The organism is Vibrio sp. YT-19(2023) (genome assembly GCF_033337395.1).
The window spans coordinates 59561-84841 of the sequence record NZ_JAWOQN010000005.1 but is presented as its reverse complement, the minus strand read 5'-3'; the positions used below and the strand labels follow the sequence as shown (position 1 = coordinate 84841).

At 43.5% G+C, this 25281-nt stretch carries 23 protein-coding genes; 10 read left to right on the top strand and 13 right to left on the bottom strand.

Annotated features, from left to right (window positions below):
- Positions 1-26: 26 nt before the first annotated feature.
- The 3 genes from R7E78_RS05495 to R7E78_RS05485 form a co-directional block, all read right to left on the bottom strand.
- Positions 27-1466, bottom strand: a complete 1440-nt coding sequence (locus R7E78_RS05495) for an FAD-dependent oxidoreductase (RefSeq protein WP_318057738.1) — start codon at positions 1464-1466, stop codon at positions 27-29.
- 352 nt (positions 1467-1818) lie between these two features.
- Positions 1819-4275 carry an ABC transporter permease gene (locus R7E78_RS05490; RefSeq protein ID WP_318057737.1) on the bottom strand — a complete coding sequence of 819 codons (2457 nt, stop codon included), beginning with the start codon at positions 4273-4275 and terminating at the stop codon, positions 1819-1821.
- Entirely contained in the window at positions 4275-4967 is a 693-nt protein-coding gene (locus R7E78_RS05485; RefSeq protein ID WP_033907076.1) for an ABC transporter ATP-binding protein, read from the bottom strand. Before R7E78_RS05485 ends, R7E78_RS05490 begins: the two co-directional genes overlap by 1 nt.
- Here R7E78_RS05485 and R7E78_RS05480 point away from each other — a divergent pair.
- The 4 genes from R7E78_RS05480 to R7E78_RS05465 all read left to right on the top strand — a co-directional run bounded on the left by R7E78_RS05480 (position 4966) and on the right by R7E78_RS05465 (position 10671).
- A complete protein-coding gene (locus R7E78_RS05480) occupies positions 4966-5568 on the top strand; it encodes an arylesterase (protein WP_033907077.1) in 603 nt (200 codons plus the stop codon). The genes R7E78_RS05485 and R7E78_RS05480 overlap by 2 nt on opposite strands.
- 82 nt (positions 5569-5650) lie before the next feature.
- Positions 5651-6850: an enoyl-ACP reductase FabV gene (fabV, locus tag R7E78_RS05475; protein WP_318057736.1), complete on the top strand. Its 1200-nt coding sequence runs from the start codon at positions 5651-5653 to the stop codon at positions 6848-6850.
- A 180-nt stretch (positions 6851-7030) separates the two neighbouring features.
- Entirely contained in the window at positions 7031-8944 is a 1914-nt protein-coding gene (locus R7E78_RS05470; RefSeq protein WP_318057735.1) for a sensor domain-containing phosphodiesterase, read from the top strand.
- 71 nt (positions 8945-9015) lie between these two features.
- Complete coding sequence (locus R7E78_RS05465) at positions 9016-10671, top strand: ABC-ATPase domain-containing protein (RefSeq protein ID WP_017821933.1); 1656 nt, start codon at positions 9016-9018, stop codon at positions 10669-10671.
- Between the two features lie 79 nt (positions 10672-10750).
- Here the strand turns inward: R7E78_RS05465 and R7E78_RS05460 are convergent, their stop codons facing one another.
- The gene (locus R7E78_RS05460) at positions 10751-11371 is read right to left on the bottom strand and encodes a DNA-J related domain-containing protein (protein ID WP_005376328.1); all 621 of its coding nucleotides are present in this window, start codon (positions 11369-11371) and stop codon (positions 10751-10753) included.
- 128 nt (positions 11372-11499) lie between these two features.
- Complete coding sequence (locus R7E78_RS05455; RefSeq protein WP_005386285.1) at positions 11500-12339, bottom strand: isopenicillin N synthase family dioxygenase; 840 nt, start codon at positions 12337-12339, stop codon at positions 11500-11502.
- 242 nt (positions 12340-12581) lie between these two features.
- Between R7E78_RS05455 and R7E78_RS05450 the strand changes: the two genes are divergently transcribed.
- The gene (locus tag R7E78_RS05450; RefSeq protein ID WP_005376330.1) at positions 12582-13178 is read left to right on the top strand and encodes a DUF2238 domain-containing protein; all 597 of its coding nucleotides are present in this window, start codon (positions 12582-12584) and stop codon (positions 13176-13178) included.
- Here R7E78_RS05450 and cutA read toward each other — a convergent pair.
- The 5 genes from cutA to R7E78_RS05425 all read right to left on the bottom strand — a co-directional run bounded on the left by cutA (position 13140) and on the right by R7E78_RS05425 (position 16185).
- On the bottom strand, positions 13140-13472 hold the full coding sequence (cutA, locus tag R7E78_RS05445) for a divalent-cation tolerance protein CutA (RefSeq protein ID WP_005376332.1): 333 nt from the start codon (positions 13470-13472) through the stop codon (positions 13140-13142). The two genes, R7E78_RS05450 and cutA, sit on opposite strands and share 39 nt — an antisense overlap.
- 14 nt (positions 13473-13486) lie before the next feature.
- On the bottom strand, positions 13487-13738 hold the full coding sequence (locus tag R7E78_RS05440) for a hypothetical protein (protein WP_017634167.1): 252 nt from the start codon (positions 13736-13738) through the stop codon (positions 13487-13489).
- The gene (locus R7E78_RS05435) at positions 13722-15431 is read right to left on the bottom strand and encodes an SgrR family transcriptional regulator (RefSeq protein WP_005386283.1); all 1710 of its coding nucleotides are present in this window, start codon (positions 15429-15431) and stop codon (positions 13722-13724) included. Before R7E78_RS05435 ends, R7E78_RS05440 begins: the two co-directional genes overlap by 17 nt.
- Before the next feature lie 79 nt (positions 15432-15510).
- The gene (locus R7E78_RS05430) at positions 15511-15744 is read right to left on the bottom strand and encodes a DUF3389 domain-containing protein (RefSeq protein WP_005386281.1); all 234 of its coding nucleotides are present in this window, start codon (positions 15742-15744) and stop codon (positions 15511-15513) included.
- A 6-nt stretch (positions 15745-15750) separates the two neighbouring features.
- The gene (locus R7E78_RS05425; protein ID WP_005376340.1) at positions 15751-16185 is read right to left on the bottom strand and encodes a hotdog fold thioesterase; all 435 of its coding nucleotides are present in this window, start codon (positions 16183-16185) and stop codon (positions 15751-15753) included.
- Between the two features lie 201 nt (positions 16186-16386).
- On the opposite strand from R7E78_RS05425, the gene R7E78_RS05420 reads away from it, so the two are divergent.
- Positions 16387-17175, top strand: a complete 789-nt coding sequence (locus tag R7E78_RS05420; RefSeq protein ID WP_136977258.1) for a M48 family metallopeptidase — start codon at positions 16387-16389, stop codon at positions 17173-17175.
- 75 nt (positions 17176-17250) lie between these two features.
- On the opposite strand, the gene R7E78_RS05415 is transcribed toward R7E78_RS05420, so the two are convergent.
- Positions 17251-18279 (bottom strand): site-2 protease family protein, encoded by a 1029-nt coding sequence (locus R7E78_RS05415; RefSeq protein ID WP_021035977.1) that lies wholly within the window; start codon positions 18277-18279, stop codon positions 17251-17253.
- A 422-nt stretch (positions 18280-18701) separates the two neighbouring features.
- Between R7E78_RS05415 and R7E78_RS05410 the strand changes: the two genes are divergently transcribed.
- The 4 genes from R7E78_RS05410 to R7E78_RS05395 all read left to right on the top strand — a co-directional run bounded on the left by R7E78_RS05410 (position 18702) and on the right by R7E78_RS05395 (position 23559).
- Entirely contained in the window at positions 18702-19937 is a 1236-nt protein-coding gene (locus R7E78_RS05410) for an outer membrane protein transport protein (RefSeq protein ID WP_005376347.1), read from the top strand.
- Positions 19938-19957: 20 nt separating this feature from the next.
- Positions 19958-22366, top strand: coding sequence for a VolA/Pla-1 family phospholipase (locus tag R7E78_RS05405; protein WP_318057734.1), 2409 nt, complete (start codon positions 19958-19960; stop codon positions 22364-22366).
- Between the two features lie 136 nt (positions 22367-22502).
- Positions 22503-22712: a YgdI/YgdR family lipoprotein gene (locus tag R7E78_RS05400; protein WP_017634171.1), complete on the top strand. Its 210-nt coding sequence runs from the start codon at positions 22503-22505 to the stop codon at positions 22710-22712.
- Positions 22713-23001: 289 nt separating this feature from the next.
- Entirely contained in the window at positions 23002-23559 is a 558-nt protein-coding gene (locus R7E78_RS05395) for a PhnA domain-containing protein (protein ID WP_005376350.1), read from the top strand.
- 185 nt (positions 23560-23744) lie between these two features.
- On the opposite strand, the gene R7E78_RS05390 is transcribed toward R7E78_RS05395, so the two are convergent.
- Both R7E78_RS05390 and R7E78_RS05385 read right to left on the bottom strand, forming a co-directional pair.
- A complete protein-coding gene (locus R7E78_RS05390; protein ID WP_005376351.1) occupies positions 23745-23936 on the bottom strand; it encodes a hypothetical protein in 192 nt (63 codons plus the stop codon).
- Between the two features lie 279 nt (positions 23937-24215).
- Positions 24216-25235, bottom strand: coding sequence for a TerC/Alx family metal homeostasis membrane protein (locus R7E78_RS05385; protein ID WP_033907086.1), 1020 nt, complete (start codon positions 25233-25235; stop codon positions 24216-24218).
- Positions 25236-25281: the final 46 nt, after the last annotated feature.

The window sequence follows — 25281 nt, the reverse complement described above, 5'->3', positions numbered from 1 at the left end:
CAACCACTGAGCCCAAACACAGCCGATTATGCAGGCATACCATAACGCACTGCTAAAGCTTGTGGATAGCCTCGCTCTTGAGTGAGTTTAATCGCGTACTGCTCGACCTCTTGTTCAGACCACTTTACAGCGACCGGATGCTGTGTTTCCACATTTTGGTTAGGATCGATGTCAAACCAGAATTGAAGCATTTTTTGCGCTGCGAGTAGTGTCGATGACCCTTTTACCACCTCTATTCTCGCGTAGTGGTTATCTTCAAAAGTCACATCTGCCGCTCTGAGTACTGGATCTGTGCCGGGAATTTGCTGAGCGCCAAATAATGCTTTTCCTCCTTTTACAGCAGAGTGATAGTCGGGAATGAACTGTGCCATGTGTTTGATGGCGTTGTTCGTTCGCTCTTCTAACACTTCTTCTCTCCAGCCGTTACGGATCTTCGAGAGTAAAGGCATAGGCAGTTCAGGTTGAGCAGATGAGTTCGTGCTCTCCACTAAACCATCTTCAAACAGCGTGATTCCTTTTGTCATACCATGAAGTTGAAAGTAACCATCGCCATAAGGCGTCAATTGAGCCATTCCTTTATCGGTTCCACGCGGGCCATGAAAAATAACTTCTGGCCATTGTTGTTGACAGTCTGCCCACCTCGTAACGTAAGCGGCTTTAAACTCCACCAACCTGTCTCGCTTGGCACCAACTGTGTTGTCAATTGAGCCTGTTTCAAAGCCACACGCGTTAACCAAGTAGTCGCATGTCATAAGGTAATCGATACCTTCACGTTCATAGCCAAGTTGCCAGTGTTCCCCCATCCAATCGGCTTGCTTGAACGTTGCTTGTGTGAAGACTGAAGCATTAGGAAGCGTATCTAGTGTTAAGTTGGCAATTGCGGCGAGGCGAAAAACACTCCAACCATATTCTTGAACTGCGACAACAGGATACTTTAGCGCTTCAAGATCAGCATGTTGAGCAAAAGGAATACACCACTCATCGAAGTTTGTAGGATGACTTGGTTGAGTACGTTGCGCGAGAGCTTCTAGCTCCGCTTTTGAATACAGTTTGTAGTATTCGCTTGGTTCGCCGAGCACTTTATTACTCTCATCTTTATCAACGAGCGTCTGATAAGCACTTTTCACAACCTCTAATCGCGGAATTAGTGTGGATGGGTCTCCACCATCGGAATGAGGAACCGCGATGATTGTCGGACGAATATTCAGTGAAAGCGGATACAGGCGAACAGTATCAATAGATTGTGCTAACAAGTCTAAGCATTGTTGCTCGGAAATCTCTCGATATAAATTACCACCAGCATGCAAATGACAAATGGGTGGACCATTTACTAGTGATACGCCCTTCTCTATTACGGAAACTTTAAAACCCAGCTCCGCAAAATGAATTGCTGCTGTTGCACCTGCTACACCGCCACCAACAACAGCGATATGCTTATCTTTATAACTTGGAAACTCAGACTTCATTGCTTCACTAAAAATTTTATAAGGAAAATTCTTTACTAACGGTGGATTCTACTCGTGTTTGAACTTGATTAAAATCACAAAAAGTTCATGGGTTTGCGAAATATCCAACAGCGCCTGTAAAGTGCATTAAAGTAGAAAAAATTTGCGAAAAAGTACTTGACGACATGGTTAAGAAGACACTTTTTTGTGTCTATGTGAATAAGAATTTCACTGTAAGACCCATGGCGCAAAGCCTGCAGAAACACCCCACTTTTTACCCCATTTAGTTATCCCAAAAGTTATCCACTGTTTTTGTGGATAACTAAAATAAAAGTGTCATGGAGTGTTCCAAACTTGATAACACTCTCTGCGATTAAGTGTTTACTGGCGTTAACAATCTTTTCAACAAACTCATCACTACAAGTGCCAACGTAACAAATGTTACAAGCGGTAAAGCTATCCACAATTCGGGGTGAATTTGTGCATTGAGATCGAATCCATATGTCATGACTGCGGCCACACAAACTTCCGCAGCAAATACCGCAACACCACTAGCAATCAACGCCATAATTCCGTACTCGGCCCACAGGGTTGTGTTGATCCGTTTCTTACTTGAACCTAATGTGCGATACAAACGAATCTCTTGTTGGCGTTGGGACAAGCTTAACCTCAGTAGCGTAAAGATGAGCAGCAGACCAGCAACAACGCCTAAAAGAGCAAGGATGGTGATTGCTGATACGATTTGCTGAATCAAAGCCTGAATTTTCTCGCCCATAGTTCGGATATCTAAAACAGAGACCGTTGGGTGAGCACGTGACATTGACGTCAACAACGCTTCATTTCCTTCTTCAATCCTATAACTGATGAGGTAAGAACCAGGTAAATTAGCCATCACGTCAGATGAGAAAATAAAATAAAAGTTAGGCTTCATGTCACGCCATTCGACATAACGGATGGTATCTACTACTGCATCGTAATTCTGGCTGTTTATTACAAAGCGCAGCGTATCACCGAGTTTTATGCCTAAGTCATTTGCTACATCCGCTTCTACAGATACACTCCCTTTGTTTGTCCATTCACCCGAAAGCACATCATTATATTCTGGTAGGGTATCTCCCCATGTCAGGTTTAGCTCTCGACGTATCGCGTCAGAACCTTCTCCTTCGTAATCAATCTCTTTGACGTTTTGACCGTTAATCTCTGTTAGTCGTCCACGAATTATTGGATAAGCTTGTGACCGCGTAACTCCATTTTTATCTAGGGTTTCTAGGTAGTTATCGAGCTCATAATCACCAATGTTCAAAGCGAACACATTTGGCGCGTCTGCAGGTAAGGTTCTCTCCCAATCCGCGAGAATATCGCTGCGCACAAGCCAAATGATAGACAGCAACATCAAAGATAATGCCAAAGCACCAAACTGTAGGCCGCTGGTTACTGGCGTCCGGTTGATACGACTCAACGCAAGCTTCATTGCAGGATGGGTTGACACACGTGCAAACAGCTTTGTGAGTGTGACGCTAACTGCTGCGAGTACCACAAACTGTACCGCTATACCAGTGAGCACGATCCAAACTAAGGTGTTATCTGCATACAGTAAAAGCAGTGGAACAACGGGAACTAGAACAAGTAACATTCGCTTCCAAGAACGTTGCGCTTTACCCTGCTGTAGCACTTCTAACGCGGGAGTTTTAATCAAGCCTAACAATGGTATACCGAGAGCAGGCACCGTAATCAAGACTGCTGAGATAAATGCCACCAAAAATGGTGTGACGCCGTAACTAGGGAGTGGCTCGGGTAATAAGTCTTTGAGTGGAATGCGTAATAAATATTCCAGCCCGCTCCCTAACAATAGACCGACGACACTGGCACTAATGAGAAGGATTGTGACTTGAATAAATAACCACTTTTCAATCCATCGGCGGCTCGCACCAAGACTTTTCAACATCGCGATAGTTTGTGTCCGGCTGTTCACGTAATTTTGACAAGTAAGAACCAATGTTGTCGCCGCCATAATGATGACAATTGCTACTGTCAACGACAGATACTGCGTCGTGCGTTCAAAAACCTCATTACTACGACTGGCAGTATCTTGCGTGCGCCAGCGATCGCTCGGAGAAAGCTGCGTATCATCTTGTAAGCTCTTTAGTGTTTTATCATCGGCTTGTAAAAATAGACGGTATTGAACTCGACTCCCAACTTGAATTGCTCCTGTTTTATCTACGTCACTTTGATGAATGTATGCAGAAGGCATTTGCTGAAATGGATTAAAGCTCAAGCCTGGTTCCATCAATACTGCGCCTGATACAGTAAACTCGGCATCGCCTATCGTGACACTGTCACCTGACTTTACGCTTAGTTGAGTCATAATCCGCTCATCAAGCCAGAGTTGGTTCTCTTTAACGCGACCGGCTGGATTATTTTCAAGAACGAGCTCTCCCATTAAAGGGTAATTATCATCCACCGCCCTTACAGAAATAAGCTGCATACCATTATCGCTAAATGCCATAGTGGCAAAGCGTGTCATCGTCGAACGTTCAAGGCTTTCAGTCGAGGCTAACAACGTGTCCGGAATGGGATTAGCAGACACAAACACCGCATCTGCCGTTAATGCGTCCTTCCCCTGCTTGACGATCACCTGCTCCATTCGTTCTGCTAATGCAGAAAGCGCAAAGATACTCGCAATCACGAGAATAAGAGCAACGCTAATAGGCCAAAGATTCCCCTGCCTTATTTCGCCGAAACTCCAGCGTATCAAGCTTTTATTCGACGAGTGCTGTGTTGTACTGTTTTGCTCTGTGGATGTTGCTTCACTTGATGATACTGCAGACATTACATCTCCTCCTTAAGCTCACCCGCCTCCATACGATAAATACGGTCACATCGGCTTGCTAGATGACCATCGTGTGTTACTAAAATCAGAGTTGTCCCGTGCTGTTCATTAAGATCGAATAGCAGCTCAATCACTTTGTCTGCGGTTTGATGGTCAAGATTACCGGTAGGTTCGTCTGCGAACAACAGTTCAGGTTGTGTCATAAATGCGCGCGCTAGTGCAACTCGCTGTTGTTCACCACCAGATAACTGGCTTGGTAGATGGTCGACACGTTTTTCCAATCCAACAGAAGCTAATAATTCCGCTGCTCTTGCTTCATCTTCGGCTTCACCACGTAAAAGACAAGGAAGCGTGACATTACGTAATGCACTCAAACTCGGGATTAACAAGAAACTTTGGAAAACGAAACCTAAAGAGTCAGCCCGAACTTTCGCACGTGCTTCATCATCCAGTTTTGATAATTCATGACCTAATAAAGTAATTTCGCCTGATGTCGGAGTATCAAGACCAGCTAGCAACGTCATCAATGTTGACTTACCTGCACCGGAAGTTCCGACGATGGCGATTTTTTCTCCTTTTCGGATGTCAACATTTACGTCTTTGAGGATTGTTAATTGTTCTTGATTAGTAGAGACTTGTTTAGAAACCAAATTGGCTTGAACAATAGGTGCATTAAGTACAGGTGTTTGCATGATTCGTATACTTTCCTTAGTTCTATTTTTTTGTTTTTCCGCTACTGCACATGCGAGCGAAAAGCTACTTGTTTTGGGTGATAGCTTGAGTGCAGGCTATCAGATGCCGATCGAAGAGAGTTGGCCTAGCTTACTCCCTGATGCGTTGTCAGAACATGGTCAAGATGTAACAGTTATTAATGCCAGTATTTCTGGCGATACCACTGGCAATGGCTTAGCACGGTTACCTCAGTTGCTAACTCAGCATAGCCCTGACATGGTACTTATTGAGTTAGGTGCCAACGATGGCCTAAGAGGTTTCCCTCCTAAACTTATTACGTCGAATCTTTCAAAAATGATTACCATGATAAAAGATTCTGGTGCGGACGTTGTCATGATGCAAATTCGGGTTCCACCTAATTATGGTAAGCGCTATAGCGATATGTTTTACGATATCTACCCTAAGCTTGCACAGCATCAACAAGTTGCCTTGATGCCATTCTTCTTAGAGCATGTTGTCACCAAACCAGAATGGATGATGGATGATGGCCTTCACCCAAAACCAGATGCACAACCTTGGATCGCAGGTTTCGTTGCTCAAGAATTAATTAAACATCTCTAATTTTAATGGTCTAGCTCAATAAGTTTTACGTAACTTTACGTTAATCTATTTTCAATTCCACTCATCGAGGATAGATAACAACATGCGAATAGAACCGTTAATTCAAGGTGTTGTTGCTCGCTCTGCGCACCCCAAAGGGTGTCATGCATCTATTAAACAGCAAATTGAATACGTAAAACGCGCCCCACAGATCAAAAAAGGCCCAAAACGGGTTTTGATTATTGGTGCCTCCTCTGGTTTCGGCCTAGCGGCCCGAATCGCCCTAACGTTCGGTGGCGCTAACGCCGATACCATTGGCGTCTCATTTGAGCGTGGCCCTTCAGAGAAAGGGGTTGGGAGTGCGGGTTGGTATAACAACGTCTTTTTTAAGCAAGAAGCAAATCAAGCCGGGCATACCGCAATAAATATTGTTGGTGATGCATTCTCTGGTTCGGTGCGCAATCAAGTGATTGAAGCCATTGAAACGTACTTTGAGGGTGAAGTTGACTTAGTCATCTATAGCTTGGCAACCGGTGTTCGACCTAAACCTAAATCTGATGAGTTTTGGCGCAGTGTCATTAAACCGATTGGTGAGCCTGTCACTGGCGCTTCTATCATGCTGGAGAACGATAAGTGGATAGAAACCACCTTAACGCCAGCAACAGAAGAAGAAGCCAACGCCACCATTAAAGTAATGGGCGGCGAAGACTGGGAAAGCTGGATTGACACACTCATCAATAACGACTCTATTGCAAACGGCTGCAAAACCATCGCCTTTTCTTACATGGGCCCTGACATTACGCACCCAATTTATCTCGATGGTACGTTAGGTCGAGCGAAAATCGATTTACACCAAACCAGTCATTCATTAAACCTCAAACTCGCCAACTTTGACGGCGGTTCTTACGCAACCGTGTGTAAGGCGTTGGTGACGAAAGCCAGTGTATTCATCCCTGCGCTAAGTCCCTACCTGTTAGCGCTTTATCGAGTGATGAAGGAAAAAGGTACTCACGAACGCTGTATTGAACAAATGCAGCGGCTGTTTACTACGAAGTTATACGATCAAGAGAAAGTGCCAGTTGACGGTGAACGCTTGATTCGAATAGATGACTTGGAACTTGAACCGCAAGTTCAACAAGAAGTCCACGCTCTTTTAGAACAAATGAATGCTGATAACTTTAAAGAGATTGGTGATTACCAAGGTTTTAAAGATGAGTTTATGAAGCTCAATGGCTTTAACTTTGAGGATGTCGACTATTCGCAAGACATTTCTATTGAATCGTTAATGTCGCTTAAGCCTTGATGCTTGTTATCTGTTTCAAGGATGAGATATGTGACAACTATTCCTAGTCCTGAACACTTTTCAGGACTTTTTTTTGTTTCGAGCCCTAGCCACCCTATACTTAATTAAAAAGCGAGAACAAAATAGAGCAGTCTGCATTTTTAATTCACAGGAAGTGAAACCACGTAAAGGATGACCTATATGGGGAGATTGCAAACATTAGACTACGAAATCCCTGAGTCTATGCGAAGAAGTTGGCAAGAAATCGTCAACTTACTGGCTCAAATAACACACGTACCCACCACATTAATTATGCGTATCCATCCGGATCGCATAGAAGTAAATACATCTAGCGAAACTCTAGGTAATCCTTATCGTACTGGCGATGCAGAGCAGCTTGGTAACGGTTTGTATTGCGAGCAAGTTATAGAACAGAAAGGCGAGCTTGTAATCCCCAATGCGCTTGAAGATGAAGAATGGCAAAATAACCCAGACATCAAACTAGGCATGATTTCTTATTGCGGCTTACCGCTATTCTGGCCAAATGGGGAGACATTTGGAACAATCTGTATGCTTGACTCTGAGAGAAACGAGTACAACGATAGTTACCGTCAGTTGCTTGAAACTTTCAAAGATTCAATCGAAGCACAGCTTTCAGTTGTGTACCAACAACATAAACTTCAGCGACTTAACACCGAGCTAAAGAGTCGAATTGAAAATCGTACCACGGATTTAGCCCAGTTAAGTTACTCCTTAACACAAGAAATTGATCGCCGTAAAGCCGCGGAAAAACAAGTGAGCTACCAAAAAACACATGATCAGGGAACTGGGTTTCTAAATCGCTCTGCACTTGAGAACATTGTCCAATACACCTTACAGTCCCTTGATAGTGATCAGCAATCGCTTGTGGTCATCAACATTGGTTTTAGTAACGCTCGCAGTATTCAGACCAGGCACGGGTTCGAGGTCTTTGACAACATTTTAAAAGAATTTCACTCCAGATTAAACAGACACGGTGCTAGCGGATTTATCACTGGTAGACCAAGTTCGAATGACATGGTTTTATTGATTTGGGGAGAGGATATTGAAGCTCGGTTAAATCAACTATTAGATGATATCACTAAAATTAGCGTAGATGGATTTGTCTTCAACAAAACAGAAATACATTTGCACACGTATATCGGTATAGTTCAAGCTTACAAAGATTGCAGCAATGCTAAGCGTATCCTTCAACATGCATGTTACGCGATGCTTCTATGTAAAGAATCCGGCGAACCTTTTAGTTATTTTAGAGAAAATCATTCGGCGGATCTCAATAGTCACAATGAACTGGAAAGTTACCTTTTACAAGCAGTGCGTAACGACGATTTAGTGTTGTACTTTCAACCTCAAGTAGACTCCAAAACACGTAAATGGATTGGCGCAGAAGCCTTGCTTCGCTGGAGACATCCAATACTTGGCGACGTTTCCAACGAAGCATTGATACATATGGCCGAACAAAACGGGCTTATCTTTGAAGTTGGCTCTTTTGTTCTGCGTACCGCGATAGACAAAGCGAAACAATGGTCTGAGTTAATCGATAACTTCAAAATTGCCGTCAACGTTTCTCCCATTCAATTACAAAACGTAAATTTTGCAGAACAAGTGCAACACCTACTCGACACTTTCCATTTGCCAGCACACTTTCTCGAACTCGAAGTAACCGAGAGCGCTCTAATTGCCGATGAAATAGTAGCACGCACAACGTTAAATAAGTTGCACAAACTAGGTGTGACATTGTCACTTGATGATTTTGGTACAGGATATGCCTCGTTCAGCTATTTAAAGAAATATCCGTTTGATGCCATCAAAATTGATAAAAGCTTCGTCCAGCAAATGGAAAAGTCAGATGATGATCGCGAGATCATTTGTTCAATCATACACATTGCAAAAAAACTGGAACTCCAAGTAGTGATCGAGGGCATTGAATCCCACCAACAAGAGCAGTTTCTTATTGGTGAGGGTTGTGATATCGGACAAGGTTTTCTTTATGGTAAACCTATGCCTTGTAATGAATTTGAGCAAAGTTTGTTTAATCAGCGCCTTTCTGGCGGGCAATACGCCTACTCTTCCTAAGCATTCTCTTTACTATGAGGGCGGTGGTTTCTATAATCGCCGCCCGCTTCTATTAAAAGGCCAATATCTTCATGGATCAGTTGACTGCCACGCTTAAGAAAATTGAAAAGCAGAACTACCGAGCTTATCAGCAAATCAAAGGTCAATACGACTTCACTGATTTCACTTTGTTTATCGATCATGTACAGGGTGACCCTTATGCATCGGCGTCACGTTTTCGTGCGACTCGCGCATGGTCTTTGACTGGTCTTGAGTGGCTAAGAGACGAGTCTCCTGCATTTCAAAGAGCTGCACGTGATTTTATTGCGCGTAGTTTTGAACAGTTTGCTAAACAAGAAAACTCAGTATCAATTTCACTGACAGGCCAAACTGTACTGGATAGCACCGCGGTGTTGTTTACTGAAGAAGGTATTGAACTGCGTTTTCGAGTTAACTTACCAGCCGAAGGTCGTTCAGTATTGGGGAAAAAAGCCAACAACATACTGACTTTCCACCTGCCTAAGTTTATCCGTCGAGCAACTTTAGAGCGTGAACTCGACAAAGCCGCTTTAATTAAGCACTGCCAAGTTGTTGAAGACCAAGATGCCCTACGAGAACAGTTAGAGGCCAATAACTTAGTCGCGTTTGTCGCAAACGGCAGTATTCTTCCTCGAATTGCAGGTAATTGCGACCTTCCAATGAAAGAAGCCGTTGAGTTTAAAGCCCCTGAATCTCTACAAGTCACTTTACATGCGCCAAACAAGGGCCATGTCACAGGATTAGGAATTCCAAAAGGTATCACACTGATTGTAGGTGGTGGCTTCCACGGTAAATCTACCTTATTAAATGCAATAGAGCGTTCAATTTACGATCATATTCCAGGAGATGGTCGCGAATACATTGTTGCCGATAACAAGGCTATGAAGATTCGTGCCGAAGATGGCCGATGCGTACACCACTTGAACCTGTCAAACTACATCAACCATTTACCGATGGGTAAAGATACGGCGGACTTTTCTACTCAAGACGCATCAGGCTCAACGTCGCAAGCCGCTTGGCTTCAAGAGTCTATTGAAGCGGGTGCAAGCACATTATTGATTGATGAAGATACTTCTGCTACCAACTTCATGATTAGAGATGAGCGTATGCAGGCATTGGTGGCAAAAGGTGATGAGCCAATTACTCCTCTCGTCGACCGCATTGGTCAATTACGAGATGATCTTGATATCTCTACCATTATCGTTATGGGTGGGTCGGGCGACTACTTAGACGTTGCCGATACCGTCATTCAAATGCACGACTACCAAGCCGTTGATGTGACTGAAAAAGCGAAAGAAGTTATCGCTCAGCACCCTACTCAACGCCATAACGAGTCAGAAGAACGTTTACAGACCTTCCCACCTCGAGCACTGAACCGCGTTGCGTTGATGAATATTCTTACTGACGGCAAGTTCCGTGTGAATGCGAAAGGCAAAGAGTCACTTCGATTTGGTAAAGAGTTTACTGATCTTAGCGCTTTGGAACAGATAGAGTCAGCCGATGAAGTCAACACAATTGGCTGGTTATGGTTCCAAATTGCTCAACTTCCAGGTTGGTGTAATCATCCGGCGAAGGAGATTGAAGAAATGCTGTCTGGTGAGTGGCATGCCGCTCTTCCTAAGCAAGGCGACTTAGCCAAACCACGCACACTAGACGTTATGGCTGCCCTCAACCGCATGCGAAAATCTCAGTTTAAGTCATCATGCTAGTTTTGATACGCTGACAGAGACAGTTCAATCAAAAGGCAGCTATAGTTAGCTGCCTTCCTTTATCTTTATTCTTAGCGAATCATTCGTTTCTCAGTACATTCCACGCTTCACAAAGAACTCTAAATCTTTCTGCATCGCCATTTTCTCGATCAGGATGCCAACGAAGCGCGAGTTTTCGCCATTGTTTTCTAATTTCCGCAGGCGTAGCGTCAGTGTTAAGTTCAAATAGTGACAGTGCCTTTGTCTTATCTACGCTGGCTACTGACGAACCACCGATGAACTTTTGATAAGTTGTCCAAAATTCATTCAACAGTCGACGCACTTCATCTTCGTCCGCTTCGTAATTGCGCCAATCTAAGTAATACTCACGCAAAGGATCATGAATATCGATCTTATGCCTCAAAGCTTCCATCGAAGACATGAGCTGAATATCCATGGCTTCGACTTGAAGCCAGCTATCCGGATACAGAGTGTCTTGCAGTTGATATAATGCATTCATGATCAGGAAATTTCTTTTGAATAAATCCTTATCGGGAGAGTCGTCCAGCTTTGAAATATAACCTTGTTCACCCAACGAGCTTGCCAAGGTGTGCACTTTCCAATTAGAGGGCTGTTTTCTCAGAATTTCTAACATTGGCCAAAGCAGCGGATTTTCTATTGCATGAGGCTCAATACTATTGACAGTACGTTGTCCTTCCATTCATCCTCTCTGACACGAGTTTAGGGCCCCATTCACGGCACAAAAAACATAATTTCCACTTTGTAGCATAAATGCAAAAAGGCCGATAGTCATTCACCATCGGCCTTTGTAAGGAGATCACGTAAAGGTTAAATAACCCCTAGCTCACGTAAACGTTCCATAAGGTAGCTATGTGCAGTGTAGCGTTCAGATAACACCACTTCCGGCTTTGGATGCAGGAACAACGGTAATGAAATACGTGACTTTTCTTGACGGCCACCCGTAGGGTTGATTACACGGTGAGTCGTTGAAGGGAAATAACCACCTGACGCTTCTTGAAGCATATCACCAATATTGATGATTAAGTTTCCGAAGTCACATGGTACATCGATCCAATCACCCTCTTTACTCTTTACTTGCAGTCCAGGCTCATTAGCAGCAGGCAAAACCGTTAACAGGTTAATGTCTTCATGCGCAGCAGCACGAATAGCGCCTGGCTCTTCTTCGCCTGTCATCGGTGGATAGTGAAGCACGCGTAGTAATGTTTTGTCACTGTTATTGATCATTTCTGACAACGCGATAGAGAACTTCTCTTGAACGTCCTTAGGTGCGTACGCTTCAACCCAACCTAATAGCTCTTGAGCAAATGCATTGGCACGCTCGTAGTACTCTAAGATTTCAGCTTTAAGCTGCTCTGGGATCTGACCCCAAGGGTAAACATGAAAGTACTCTTTGATGTCTTTCACTTTGTGCCCTTTCGCCACTTCAGACACAGAAGGTGGGAAGTAGCCATCTTGGGTGTCTACGTTAAAGTGAAAATCATTCTTTTGTTCTGAACAGAAAAACTCATGCCAGTTTTTGTAAATTGACTCTACAAGCTCTTGTGGAATCGGGTGGTTTTTCAACACACCGAACCCCGTTTCGCGTAGAGAGGTAACGAACTGTTGAGCAGCATCGTCAGCAAGATAATCGACAGTTTCCAGTTTCATGGCTTTACTTCTTTTTTATTAGACTGAATCATGGATTCTATGGATGGGCATGTTGTAAATCAAACTTTAATGAAAAGTGCACGCGCAAACGTTTTAATGTTGAGCAGTTTGCCAATAAATCAACATTTTCAGTGATCAAAAAACCCATTAAAATATCAATTGCACACCGTTCAATTAAGTGCAATCATTAACACAATCTATGGAGTCCCACTGTAAGATAAATTGAAGGATCAAATAACTCTATGAAAAGCACCTCGACACTCTTAGGATTAACGATTTTTTATGCCATCGTGTTTTTATTTTCTGCGTTGGAACCTAACTCACGTGCAGTTTGGTTTGCGGAGATTATCCCGGCGATTGGTATTCTTGTTGCTATTTGGGCGATTTCGATTCGCTATCAGTTCAGTAATACGGCTTACTTTTTAATGTTCATCTGGCTCTGTTTGCACACTATCGGTGCGAAATATACGTTCTCCGAAGTGCCGTTTGACTGGTTTAACGACATGATTGGTTCAGAGCGAAATAATTTTGATCGCGTTGCGCACTTTTCAATTGGCCTTTACGCATATCCGATCGCTGAATACTTGATAAACAAAAAACGGTTCAACAAAGCGTTCTCTTGCTGGTTTGCTTTGTTTGCTATCATGTCACTTGCTGCTGGCTATGAGATTATCGAATGGTGGTATGCGGAGTTGGCTGGTGGCGATGAGGGAATTGCCTTTCTGGGCTCGCAAGGTGACATATGGGACGCCCAGAAAGATATGTTGTGCGATACCGTTGGTGCAGTGTTGTCGTTATTCTTAATGTCGGCTCAACGTCGATTCTCTCAACCATTCTAAATAAGGGTTAAACCCATCAACAATTGGAACCTGTACGATTTGAGCGACCTCGTATTCGTGCAGGTTTTCTATTTTCTCTTCCACCAATTCATAAAGTTCTCGACGAGTTTTGATCACCAGCAACCATTCGTTGTCAGTACAAATCTCCCCTTTCCACACATAGTGACTTTCAATAGGCATCGTTTGAATACACGCGGCTAATTGGGCATCTAGCAAACCTTTAATGATCTGATCTCGATTTTTTTCATTACTGGTTGTACTTAAAACCATGCAATAGTCATGTTTCATACTCATTTTCTAGCCCTTCATTATTTCATTGTCACTTTGCCGCCAATCATTTTGTAAGCGGGGGTTCCTCTTACTAAAGTATCTCTTGCAAACTCTTGTCCGCAAGCGGGGCAAATACATGGGGTTTGTGTGAAATCGTCAACAATGCGCTCTTTGAAGCATTTAACCAGTGCGCCTTTCCCGCCTTTACGGTACTTAAATAGTTGAGTTTTACACTTTGAGCAATAGATATCGACGGTTTTCGTCGGCTGCTTCTTATTCGGTTTCGCCATGGTTACTTTCTATATCCGGTTTGACCCATACATTATTAAAATCAAACCAACCTAAGGCATTACACTTTGCATTTTGTAACGCACCGCTGTGGTCTTTATTCACGCCTAGCCAACAGTGAAACATAGGAATCACCTGACAGCTTTTTACTAACTGTCGTCCTAGCTCACGCGCAGGAAAGTCTGTGTGCATCCCAGCACGCCATTGATCGACAAGTTTAGCCCATTCACTAAAATCGTAACCTGAACTGAACTTCTCAATATCACTGTAATCCAGGAGCCAGCCCGCCAACGCGTCATTTCGGTTCGTTGCAATGCCCATAGCTTTCACCCAGATATCCACTTCCTCCGGTGCGGGCGGTTGAGAATCATAACGAATAAACTCAACCTCTATACCGTGCGGTTTTAAGAGTGTCTTGATGGCCTTGGCAACTACTGGAAACATCGGATGCTTTTTCTGATACGCTACGGAAATTACCTTATTAGCCTGTGGTACGCTGCCCGCTTCTGCTGGCCTAAGATCAATCCAACCGGGCTTAAGGCCAAAGGCTTGCAATACTCCCAGTTCCATCACTTTATCTTGTGGGACATGCGCGTAAATCTGGTGACTGTTGAGGGTTTGCGAGAGGAACTCTGCCCAACGTGGATCTTTTGCAATCCCAGTGTTTTTGTTTAGTAATAGGAATGTACAGCCAGGGTCCAGCTCGACTTCATCGGATGAACCTTGTTTATCCATCTTCGGCTTTGACAGGCTTGGATAAACCATTGAAGAATAGGCTTCATCGATTACCCACACCTCCACTTGGTCAAGTAAAGGGCGAAAACCAAAGTAGCCATCAAAAGCAGTCAAAATAAGACGCTTATCATCATTCATTTTAACTTGGAACGGCCCTGTCCCTATCGGTTGTCTATCAAAGCTTTCAGAACGCAAAGCACTCGGTAGCAAAATTTTTGCTTGCGACTCACTCAGAGCCAGAGGCAGGTAGCGATCAGGACGGACGAGCTCAATATCAACGGTCCACTCTTGTGGTGAAGACACCCGCTTTATGTGAGAAAACAAGTTCAAGCCATTTAACGCAAGCACACTTTCAAGAACACAACTGGTTGTTAACGGTTCACCATTATGAAAGCGTACTCCACGACGAAGATAAAAACGCCAATGAGTATCAGAAATTGCTTCCCACGTGTGGGCTAAATCTGGTTGAAGTTGTTCATTTTCATCAAGGCGAGTGAGTCCGCTAAAAATTTGTCTGGCGATGTGCTGTTCAGAACGCCGCATCGGTTTCTGCGGGTTTAACATCGACAATGGTCGATAATAAGGCAAACGCACGACCTGCTCGCCCTGTCGATGCTGAAGCCCTAAATAACCTTGGATAACCTGCGTCAATCGTGCCGCATCGTTATCAAGCGCATCTAGAGCCTGACCGATTTTCCCTTCATCGAGATAACGCCTGGCGAGGTTTTCGCTGACGTCGCTTCGATTACGTTTAAAAACGAGTTTCGAAAGTTTTCCTCGACCCGCTGCCGGATGCCACTCAATCCAGCCCTCTTCTTCAAGTTTATTTAGAACAATACGAGCATTACGACGTGTACAAAACAACGCTTCCGTGATGTCTTCGAGCTGAACGTCCGTATCGTGACCGGAAAATTTTTCAAACAGTGTTTCGAACTGAACACGTAAACGAGGGCTACTCATAAAGAGGAAATTCTTATCTTGTTGTCGATAAGCTAAGTTTCCTCATTTTTTCCAAAAAGTGCAAACATCACACTATAAATTATTGAATATCGATACCAATTTCTCGCGAAAGTTCAGCCAGTTGTACCTCGTTGTCCAGCTTGATAGACCATTTGCACTCTGCTCCATGAGATAAAACAACGTTCGCTCCTCTACCCAGCAACTGAATTGCATCGGTTTGCGCTTGCAAGGTTACCATTGCACTGCCGGAGAGCTTAATCACTATTTCACGCTGGGTTGCAATGATTTTTCCTAATGAAAACTCAATCACCATCTTAGTTTATACCGACTTTGTTTTGTGTTGTTTCACAGCGATGGTCAAGCGACTGGTACACACTAAACGGCCTCGCTCATCAGTGATATCGATTTGCCACACTTGCGTTGAAATACCCAGATGAAGCGGTTTTGCCGTACCAATCACATGGCCACTTCGCATGGCTCGCACATGGTTCGCGTTAATATCTAAACCGACGCAGTAGCTGCCCTCATCGACAGAGAAGTTTGCAGCCAATGAGCCTAATGTTTCTGCGAGCACGACTGATGCACCACCGTGAAGCATTCCTAAAGGTTGATGAGTAAAGCTGCATACGGGCATGGTTGCTGTAAGGGAGTCGTCAGTGAAATCTGTATATTTAATTTGTAGGTGCTCGATCAGGGTATTTTTTGACGTGGCATTCAGAATCTCTATGCTTACGGGCTTTTTCCATATACTCATTGTTTTACTCTTAGTTTCACAAACTGGTTTGTTAGGTTGTAACGATGTGCTAAGAAGCTAGCATAGACGCTACCTGGGCATAACTTCAAGACGTAACATCTCACCTTCTTTATTAAGCAGATGAATAACTTGATCCATGCATCATGTTACTATTTGGGTATATACTATTGCTTCAAAACAAAAAATTAAATGGAGCCTGTTATGAAGGTATGGATGAAAGCCTCTGCTCTTTTAACTATCGCGGGTTTAACAGCGTGTAGCGCATCACCGACGGGTCGCAACCAGATCCTGATGTTTTCAGATCAGGAAATGTCATCGCTTGGCGCTAAATCTTTCGAACAAATGAAGAAAGATATCCCAATCAGCAAAGATCGCAAAACGAATGCCTACGTTCAATGCGTTGCCAAACACATCACTGACACCATTCCCGCTCAATCTGGATTTAAAGACTGGGAAGTCGTTGTTTTTGATAGTGAACAAGTCAATGCGTTTGCTCTACCAGGTGGGAAGATCGGCGTGTATACCGGGCTTTTAGATGTCGCGAAAAACCAAGATCAGTTGGCAACAGTCATTGGTCACGAAGTCGCTCACGTCCTCGCTGACCACAGTAATGAACGTCTTTCACAAAGTCAGTTAGCAAATGCCGGGTTGTCTCTAGCAAACGTTGCTATTGGAGCTTCCGAGTACAGACAGTATCAACAAATGACGATGGCGGCACTTGGTGTCGGTGTTCAATACGGTGTTATCTTGCCATACGGTCGTACTCAGGAATCCGAGGCTGATATTGTCGGGCTGGAATTCATGGCAAAAGCAGGTTTCGACCCACGTCAAAGTGTCGATTTATGGAAAAATATGAGTGCTGCATCAGGTGGTTCTCAACCACCTGAATTCTTCTCAACCCACCCATCGCACAGTACGCGCATTAAAGATTTACAAGCAACCATAAATAAGCTGCCTGCGTATAACGCGAAAGCACCAAGATGTGGCTAATTCATTGCTACTATCGTCTACTACTTAAGCTTGCCAAATAAAAAAGCTCCCTAGGGAGCTTTTTAATGATTCTAATCAAGTGCCCAATATCTGTAGCGGCAAACTTAACAAACTATCTCCGAGAGTGGCAAAATACCAGATGATAGAAACAAAACCTCCGACAGAGACCAAGTACCAAGCAAGTGAAAATAGTTGCCCATAACGGGTTAATGGCAATAAATGGCTTTGATGTCGAGCTCTCCATTCCATCACCACTTCCAACATTCCCATTAACAATAAAAACCCTAGCAACGTCAGACCGAAATAGTAACTGATAAAAATGCCTAATAAAGCGGTCGCAATACTGCCAACTAACCCGACCCAAGTATTCATTGAGAAGGTAATACTTTTGAGCACATGGCCACCATCTAATGGTAAAATAGGCAGCAGATTAAATAGGTTTAGCAAGGCGTTAAACACAGCAAGCCCAGCGAAGATCACCTCACCAGTCATCCAATAAAGCAAAGTAAAAACAATACTAAGTACTAAACCGAAAAATGGTCCCATGATTGAGATAACCACATCCTGCCAGCGCGTGTTTATCTTTTCGTCACTTAGCGCCAAACCACCTAGGAATGGAATCAAATAGATCCCTTTGGTCTTCATTCCAAAATACTTCATCGCTCTAATGTGACCATATTCATGAAAAACCAAGCAAGCGATCAACGCTAGCGCGAACTCGATGGAAAATAGCCAAGAATATGCAGCGAGACTTGCAGACGCTAACGCCACTTTAATAACTTTCGCACTTTTAAGTGCTTTCATCCCAAGAGATACGAGGCCTATTACACTTAAACGCTTTTCGGATGGTGGCGTAACTTCTGGCACTTGGCGCTCGATGTCTTTTTCATTTCGACAACCTTCGTTGACGAGCTCACCGTTAATTGTGACCTTGTAACTCAATTCAAACGGTTGCCATGTTAAAGAACACTCTAAATGACAGTTCAGGATTTCCTCACCCGCAGAGAGCTTAAACTGGTGTAGACAAGTCTCTGCGGTATTGTCACTGGCATCGATTTGAGACACCAACGTATTATCCCAATATAACTGCTGCCACCCAGCCATCGATCCTTCGAGCCTTAGCGAACGACCTAAAAATTCAACATTCAGTAATTCCAATGCGGTTCCTATTGCGTCTATTGAATAACTACATAGCGAGCGCGAATTATGCCTGTGAAGTGAAGAAACAGCAAAGCGAGCTATCTCTTGATTTGATCGTTATTTAACTATAAAGCTCGCAAAACAATTCTGGTCGTACCATTCTCTTCAAAAATATAACGATAATACATGCCCTTACAAGCCATCGTTTGACCTATGCATCATATTTAAAACGCAAAATACGCTCAAACTTTGACAAGTTATTAAACATACAATTAACATTACATTTACATCACCGTTGTATTTCGCGTATTAACAATTGGTGTAAGTACCACACAACAATTACAAGGACTTCGGTCCAGCATTATGACACCCTAGGAGGGTCAAGGATGAACAAGAAGCACTGCTCTCTGCTTACAATTTCAATATTGTTTGCGTGTAATGCCCACTCAGCGGGCTTCCAGGTAGCTGAACATTCGGCATCTGGTCTTGGTCGAGCATTTTCAGGTGAAGGGGCTGTCGCAGATAATGCCAGCGTCCTTGCTCGTAACCCTGCAGCAATGACACTTTTCAAAGAAGCTCAATTTTCGGGCGCGTTATCTATCATCGACCCTGAAGTCGATGTGTACGACACTGTAAACAATGAACACGCGAAAGATGTCGCCCCTTTACAGATCGTGCCAGCAGGTTATTACATCAGCCCTATCAATGATAACTGGGCTTGGGGTATCGGTATGTTCACAACATACGGTGTTGCTACTGACTATCCAAATGATATTTCCGCAGGTGATATGGCGGGTGACACTTCCCTACTTTCAGTAAACATCAACCCTAATGTCGCTTACCGTATCAACGAGTCTTTCAGTGTCGGTGGTGGTATCAACCTCGTATACGCTGAAGCAGAGCTGACTCGCCACAAAGGCGCACTCGCCGGTATTTTAGGTGGTAATAAGTCCGATAACCTTGTCGGCATGGAAGGTGAAACTTTCGCTTGGGGTTGGAATGTCGGCGCTTTATTTGAGCTAAATGAAAACAACCGTTTTGGCTTTGGCTACCGCTCTAAGGTTGATCTAGATTTTGATGACGGTGAGTTTAGTAGTTACGACTCTGGTCGAGCTTCATCACCAAAAGTTGATGGCCGTTTAAAAATCTCTCTCCCTTCAATTATCGAATTATCGGCTTTCCATCAACTGAATGAACAATGGGCTGTACATTACGGCTGGCAACAAACCGACTGGAGCACATTTAAAGAACTAAAAGCGACCAGTAACGAATGTAATGACGGAGTATGTTTCTTTAAACCTGAGAAATATGAAGACAACAATCGCTACTCCATTGGTGCAACTTACATACTTAATACGGACTGGACATTCCGTGCAGGCTTTGCGTACGACGAACAAGCAGGTGAAGCGACATTGAGTATCCCTGACAGTGACCGTTTTTGGTACAGCGCGGGCCTAACTTACGCAATGAGTGAGAATTTAACTTTCGATGCAGGCTTTGCACTTGTTAAGAGTAAATCAGGCTCTTTCACTGAGACAAATGCTCTGGGTGAAGAGATTAAGTTTGACTCAGAAGGTACTGCTTACATCAGCGCGGTACAGATGAACTACACCTTCAAATAATGGGATTACGGAGTAAACCAATGAAACACACGTTTAAATTATCAATGCTTTGTTCTGCAATCCTTCTTGCTGGTTGTGGTGATGATACCTCCAGCTCTGGTACTTCCGACAAAGTTCAATTTGAAGATGAAGTCCAAGCATTGCTTGATCGCGAAACATCCATCAGTTTTACGCTTCAAGGAGCGAACGCAGATGTACCGGCACCGTCTTACTTATTAATGGACACAAGCGATGGTACGCTTGGTCTGCCAACTGATGGCGATGATGCTTTAACCAACCCTAGAGCCTCAATGAACACGATGGATGGATGGTCAACGTCTATGCCAATCGTTCTTAACTTCAACGGCGACGGTTTTGCAACGGGCATGCTGTCGTCTGGTGTTAAAGTCATCAAGATTAATCAACGCTTAACCGAGTGGGACCGCAAATCTAACCCAATCGAAGAAGAGCTTGTTCAGAACCAAGACTACGTAGTTCAAGCAAAAGGTAACTCTCTATACGTCCAGTTCTTGGCTGCACTTGATGAGTCAAGCGAGTACATTTTTGCGGTTACACAAGATGTTACTGACGTGAATGGTGAGCCAATTGGTACATCAGCAAGTTATGCGACTGGTAAATCGAAAGAAATCGTTTATGAAACTGGCGACCTTGCTTCTGTTCAAGCAGTCACTCAGGCGGTTGAAGGCATTTTTGGTATCGCCAAAGTAAACCCTAACGACATCGTTTACTCCTCATGGTTCAGTACCCAGTCTGTAGGTGATACGTTAGCGGCAGTCAAAGGAGTAACCGCTACTGGTTTTTCTACCGGCGCAAACACACTAAATACCGTTTACAAAAATGACTCAAACGAAGGTTCAGTTGACTTATCAACGGCCTACACAATAACGCTCGGTGAAACCCAAGACTTTAGCACTGCGCTAGACTCTGACGATGACTTTAGTAAATACATTAGCGATCAAGACGCAGCTAAAACGGCAATTAAAGGCCTTTACATGCAATCAGGTGCCGATGTAAGCGTGACACAAGGTGTGGTAAGACTGCCTCATTACCTGGAAAAAGGCGCAAGCTGGAACATGCAACCAATGGTATCTGCGATGCCAAGCCTAGCGAAGCTAAGCGCAGCATTAGCGGATCCGAACGAGCAAGCAAACATGGTTCAGCAGCTATCAACAGGCGTTTTTGCAAATGATCCTGTTGATGTGACAAAGCTTGCTACAGATCCTACAGAGCAGCTAAAACTTGTTGGAGCTAAGCTTACTCTTACCGATGGTACCCAGCTTGATAGTGAGCGTATCATAACTCGCTACTCGCCTGTTCCCGTAGTGAAATCGGTTGAAGATGTCGAAGTACTGGTCTTCACACCTAAATCTGGCGTCGCGACAGACGTTGTGATTTATCAACACGGCATCACCTCAGCGAAAGAGAATGCGTACGCGTTCGCGTTCAATATGGTAAAAGCAGGTGTGGCAGTTATCGCTATTGACTTACCTATTCATGGTACGCGCAGCTTAGATGAACAACGTTCCGCAAATGCGAATGTACTGGCTTATCTAAATCTTTCCAACTTAGCCGTTGCGCGTGACAACCTACGTCAAAGTGTTCTGGATGTGTTAGGTTTGCGCGCTAGCTTGGTAGTATCTGCTCAAGGCGGTCTTTTAGCTGGAGGTCCTCTGCAAGGCTTCAACCCAATGACGGGTTCAAAGGTCAAAATGCTAGGTCATTCACTTGGCGGTATTGTAGCTACATCTGCCGTCGCAGCAGCAAACAATACATTGGGCAGCCCTACTGCCGATGCGCTGTACACCTTTAGTTCTGCATCAGTACAGAACTCTGGTGGACAAATTGGTAATTTGTTACTGGGTTCAGACAATTACGGCCCTCAGATCAAACATAACCTCGCTTATGCAGCATCAAAAGACTATGCGACTTACGCTGATGCATCATGTGCGGATCTAGAAGATAAAACATGTTACGAAGCATTTGAGGCTGCGGCAACGGAAGCTCAAGTAGCAGCGCTAGAAGCAGGTTTCTCACAATTTATCTATGCAGCACAGACTACACTAGACACTGTCGATCCGTTCACAAACGCTTCAGATTTAGTGGCATCTGGTTCGCTAACGACACCATTCTTTATGACAGAAGTGGATGGCGATAGCACAGTACCAAACAGCGTTCCAAATGCACCATTCGCGGGTACTGAACCGCTTGCTAATAAGCTAGGGTTGAAGACTGTGAACAGTACGGACACTGATGTGAATGCAACTGCGAGCTTTGTACAGTTTAATGCTACTGCATCGCACAGTACTTTTGCTTCGCCAAATGGCACTCTGTCTGATATTGATCATCATGTAGAGATGCAGATGGAAAACACTGACTTCTTAATGGATGACACACTAACAGGTGTCACTAACACTTCTGTTTTGAAGTAATCGCAACACCCTTCCTACCAAAGCCCAGTTTCTACTGGGCTTTTTCATTTCAATTCTATTCAAACCCACTCATATTTCCTCTGCTATAGTTAAATCGATGTCTTTGCCTAACTCACTTGTTTAAAAGGAAAACTCTATGCGCGTATTGACTGTTATTGCCACTGTATTACTTCTTTCTGCATGCGGAAGTAGCCAATATCTGATGTCGACAAATGAAGGGAAAATTATTACCTCTTACGGTAAACCAGACCTGAACGAGGAAACGGGTATGTACGAGTATGAAGACATGGATGGTAAAGAAATGAGTATTTCAAAAGAGCAAATTGTCCAGATTGTCGAACGTTAACAACAGGCCCTCTGTAAATTAGAGGGCTATGTTCTAGCCACCCTCTCTCTACATTTACCTCTTTTAGGCTTGTAATCGTTGTAGAAATTGACACAACCAATTCATAAGCCAAAACAATTAATAGAGTCTTTTATACTTCCGTATTATTTATTTAGCGAATATTTTACATCTTCACCTTAATCAGGTTGGAGTATTGTAAAATCTAGTCTTTAATTCGCTAACACCCTTTTATTTCTCAGGATAAAGTGGATAATACCGCCACAAAATAACATTACTAAGGTGAGTCCTTATGTCTATTGAAGCTACTCTGCTTGCGCGCTGCGAGTCAAAATGTGAACTGTGTTCTTCTGAATCTCAACTAACTGCATACGCTGTCCCACCTCACGGTAATGTGACGGTTGATACTGCCATCATGGTTTGTGATAAGTGTCTGGGTGAGATCGATGAGCCAAAAGACATTAACCACTGGCGTTGTCTAAACGAAAGCATGTGGAGCCAGGTTCCTGCTGTACAAGTGACTGCATGGCGCCAACTCACTCGCCTAAACACAGAAAGCTGGGCTCAAGATGCTCTTGACATGATGTACATGGAAGAAGAGCAAATGAACTGGGCAATGAAAGGGATGTCTGCTGACGATAAAACGGTTGACTGTAACGGCACTGAACTTAAGAAAGGTGACGATGTAACAGTAATTAAAGACCTACCAGTAAAAGGCACTAACCAAGTAATCAAACAAGGTACAGTGATTCGTGGTATTAGCCTTGGCGATGATCCAAAGCTAGTTTCGGGTAAGGCAAATGGTGGTCAGTCGATGTACGTGATCGCAGAATACTGCCGCAAGAAGTAATATCGCACTTCAGTCATGTCAAAACGGGGCACCAATGGTGCCCCGTTTTTCTATACAACACTTAATCTACTCTCATGTCTACCTCCTCTAGAGTGTTTCTTTTCTAGGGCGTAGGTTGAGTAGGCATGTTTTACAAATAAAAAAATACCGGCTCATAGGCCGGTATTTCTTACACTATTTCAATATTAACGGTACATACCGATGTCTTTTTGAATATGTGCTGACAAGTCTTCTGCGTAGTAACTGCGTGGCGCAGTGTTATCTACAAATAGAATGTCCAGTAAGTGAGCAATCAGTCCTTTGAAGTTAACCGCGTAGGTTTTCTTATCCATAGAGGTTGGTAAAGCTACATTTGTCATTTGCATTGCTTGTGCCATGATTGCCTCTCTTTAAAAGCAGTAGTCTGTTTAGTTGGTTGTATATTAGTCAGTTTCTTATTGTTTAAGAAATGACAAATTTTACCCATTCAAATTAGAATTTCTAATAAAACAAACTCATTACAAAACTCAAAAATACAAATGAATAATAACGGCATAAATAATCACAATTGCTGTAATTACATTGAATAACTGAACATTACCTGCATAATCGCCCCTTGAGCAACAACATATATTTAACAATATTTTTCGTTATTTCTTTTGATTTCAGTGCTTACTTTATATTTTTTGATTAGTAATATTAACGCTAGTTTGACGCTTCGCTTTATTTTTTAGGAGTGATGCCACCACTGCCGATGTCATCACAACAACTAAAAATGTGAGAGACCATGCTGTCGGAATCTCATATTCTGTTCCAACCAATAGCATTTTCACCCCGATAAACATCATGATTACTGATAATGCTGGTTTTAAGTACACAAACTTATCTAACATTGCTTGAAGAACAAAGTACAGCGATCGCAAACCCAATAATGCAAATACGTTCGCGGCTAAGACTAAAAATGGCTCTCGCGTTACCGCGAATATAGCTGGTATAGAATCCAACGCAAACATAACGTCCATTACTGCAATGACACCAACAACGATCAGCATCGGTGTTGCCACCCACTTACCAGCTTGCTTTAAGATTAAGTGATTTCCTTGGTAGTCATCTGTAACTGGCAATACCTTTCGAATCAACTGCTCCGGATATGGATTAACCTCTTCTGCTTCGCCTTTGTCGCGAGCTAGCTTAACACCCGTCCAAATAAGGAAAGCAGCAAATAAGTACAATACCCAGTGATACTGTGCAAGTAACTGAGCACCAACCGCAATCATGACAGCGCGTAAAACTAGCGCACCTATCACCCCCCAAAGCAATGCTCTCGGGCGCAAGTGCTCCGGCACACTGTATTGTGCAAAGATGATGGCAAACACAAACAAGTTATCAACGCTTAACGACTTCTCTAGTAAGTAACCAGTTAAGAATGAAATCGTTGCTTTGTCGTTCGTATAAGCGCTATGTGGCGCGTAAAAGTCCCAGAATAAATAAATAGAACCAGCAAAAACAAAGGCAAGCAAGAACCAAAAAACACTCCAAACGATGGCTTTTTTCATCGTGATAACGCCACCACGTGTTTGATAGATATCAAGAGTAACAAGAACAAGGGTAAATAAACCAAAAGCACCATACATCGCTAATGATTCTTGAAGAGGCACCGATTGGCTCAATTGGGTGGTATTTTCGATAAGAGACATATTTCCTCCCATGGCGGAAGGACTTCGTTTGGTGACCTTCCGCAGA

Bases quoted from the DNA above. Each gene is read 5' to 3' on its own strand.
- R7E78_RS05495 (WP_318057738.1), bottom strand. From the start codon at position 1,466: ATGAAGTCTGAGTTTCCAAGTTATAAAGATAAGCATATCGCTGTTGTT.
- R7E78_RS05490 (WP_318057737.1), bottom strand. From the start codon at position 4,275: ATGTCTGCAGTATCATCAAGTGAAGCAACATCCACAGAGCAAAACAGT.
- R7E78_RS05480 (WP_033907077.1), top strand. From the start codon at position 4,966: ATGATTCGTATACTTTCCTTAGTTCTATTTTTTTGTTTTTCCGCTACT.
- R7E78_RS05485 (WP_033907076.1), bottom strand. From the start codon at position 4,967: ATGCAAACACCTGTACTTAATGCACCTATTGTTCAAGCCAATTTGGTT.
- fabV (WP_318057736.1), top strand. From the start codon at position 5,651: ATGCGAATAGAACCGTTAATTCAAGGTGTTGTTGCTCGCTCTGCGCAC.
- R7E78_RS05470 (WP_318057735.1), top strand. From the start codon at position 7,031: ATGGGGAGATTGCAAACATTAGACTACGAAATCCCTGAGTCTATGCGA.
- R7E78_RS05465 (WP_017821933.1), top strand. From the start codon at position 9,016: ATGGATCAGTTGACTGCCACGCTTAAGAAAATTGAAAAGCAGAACTAC.
- R7E78_RS05460 (WP_005376328.1), bottom strand. From the start codon at position 11,371: ATGGAAGGACAACGTACTGTCAATAGTATTGAGCCTCATGCAATAGAA.
- R7E78_RS05455 (WP_005386285.1), bottom strand. From the start codon at position 12,339: ATGAAACTGGAAACTGTCGATTATCTTGCTGACGATGCTGCTCAACAG.
- R7E78_RS05450 (WP_005376330.1), top strand. From the start codon at position 12,582: ATGAAAAGCACCTCGACACTCTTAGGATTAACGATTTTTTATGCCATC.
- cutA (WP_005376332.1), bottom strand. From the start codon at position 13,472: ATGAGTATGAAACATGACTATTGCATGGTTTTAAGTACAACCAGTAAT.
- R7E78_RS05440 (WP_017634167.1), bottom strand. From the start codon at position 13,738: ATGGCGAAACCGAATAAGAAGCAGCCGACGAAAACCGTCGATATCTAT.
- R7E78_RS05435 (WP_005386283.1), bottom strand. From the start codon at position 15,431: ATGAGTAGCCCTCGTTTACGTGTTCAGTTCGAAACACTGTTTGAAAAA.
- R7E78_RS05430 (WP_005386281.1), bottom strand. From the start codon at position 15,744: ATGGTGATTGAGTTTTCATTAGGAAAAATCATTGCAACCCAGCGTGAA.
- R7E78_RS05425 (WP_005376340.1), bottom strand. From the start codon at position 16,185: ATGAGTATATGGAAAAAGCCCGTAAGCATAGAGATTCTGAATGCCACG.
- R7E78_RS05420 (WP_136977258.1), top strand. From the start codon at position 16,387: ATGAAGGTATGGATGAAAGCCTCTGCTCTTTTAACTATCGCGGGTTTA.
- R7E78_RS05415 (WP_021035977.1), bottom strand. From the start codon at position 18,279: ATGGCTGGGTGGCAGCAGTTATATTGGGATAATACGTTGGTGTCTCAA.
- R7E78_RS05410 (WP_005376347.1), top strand. From the start codon at position 18,702: ATGAACAAGAAGCACTGCTCTCTGCTTACAATTTCAATATTGTTTGCG.
- R7E78_RS05405 (WP_318057734.1), top strand. From the start codon at position 19,958: ATGAAACACACGTTTAAATTATCAATGCTTTGTTCTGCAATCCTTCTT.
- R7E78_RS05400 (WP_017634171.1), top strand. From the start codon at position 22,503: ATGCGCGTATTGACTGTTATTGCCACTGTATTACTTCTTTCTGCATGC.
- R7E78_RS05395 (WP_005376350.1), top strand. From the start codon at position 23,002: ATGTCTATTGAAGCTACTCTGCTTGCGCGCTGCGAGTCAAAATGTGAA.
- R7E78_RS05390 (WP_005376351.1), bottom strand. From the start codon at position 23,936: ATGGCACAAGCAATGCAAATGACAAATGTAGCTTTACCAACCTCTATG.
- R7E78_RS05385 (WP_033907086.1), bottom strand. From the start codon at position 25,235: ATGTCTCTTATCGAAAATACCACCCAATTGAGCCAATCGGTGCCTCTT.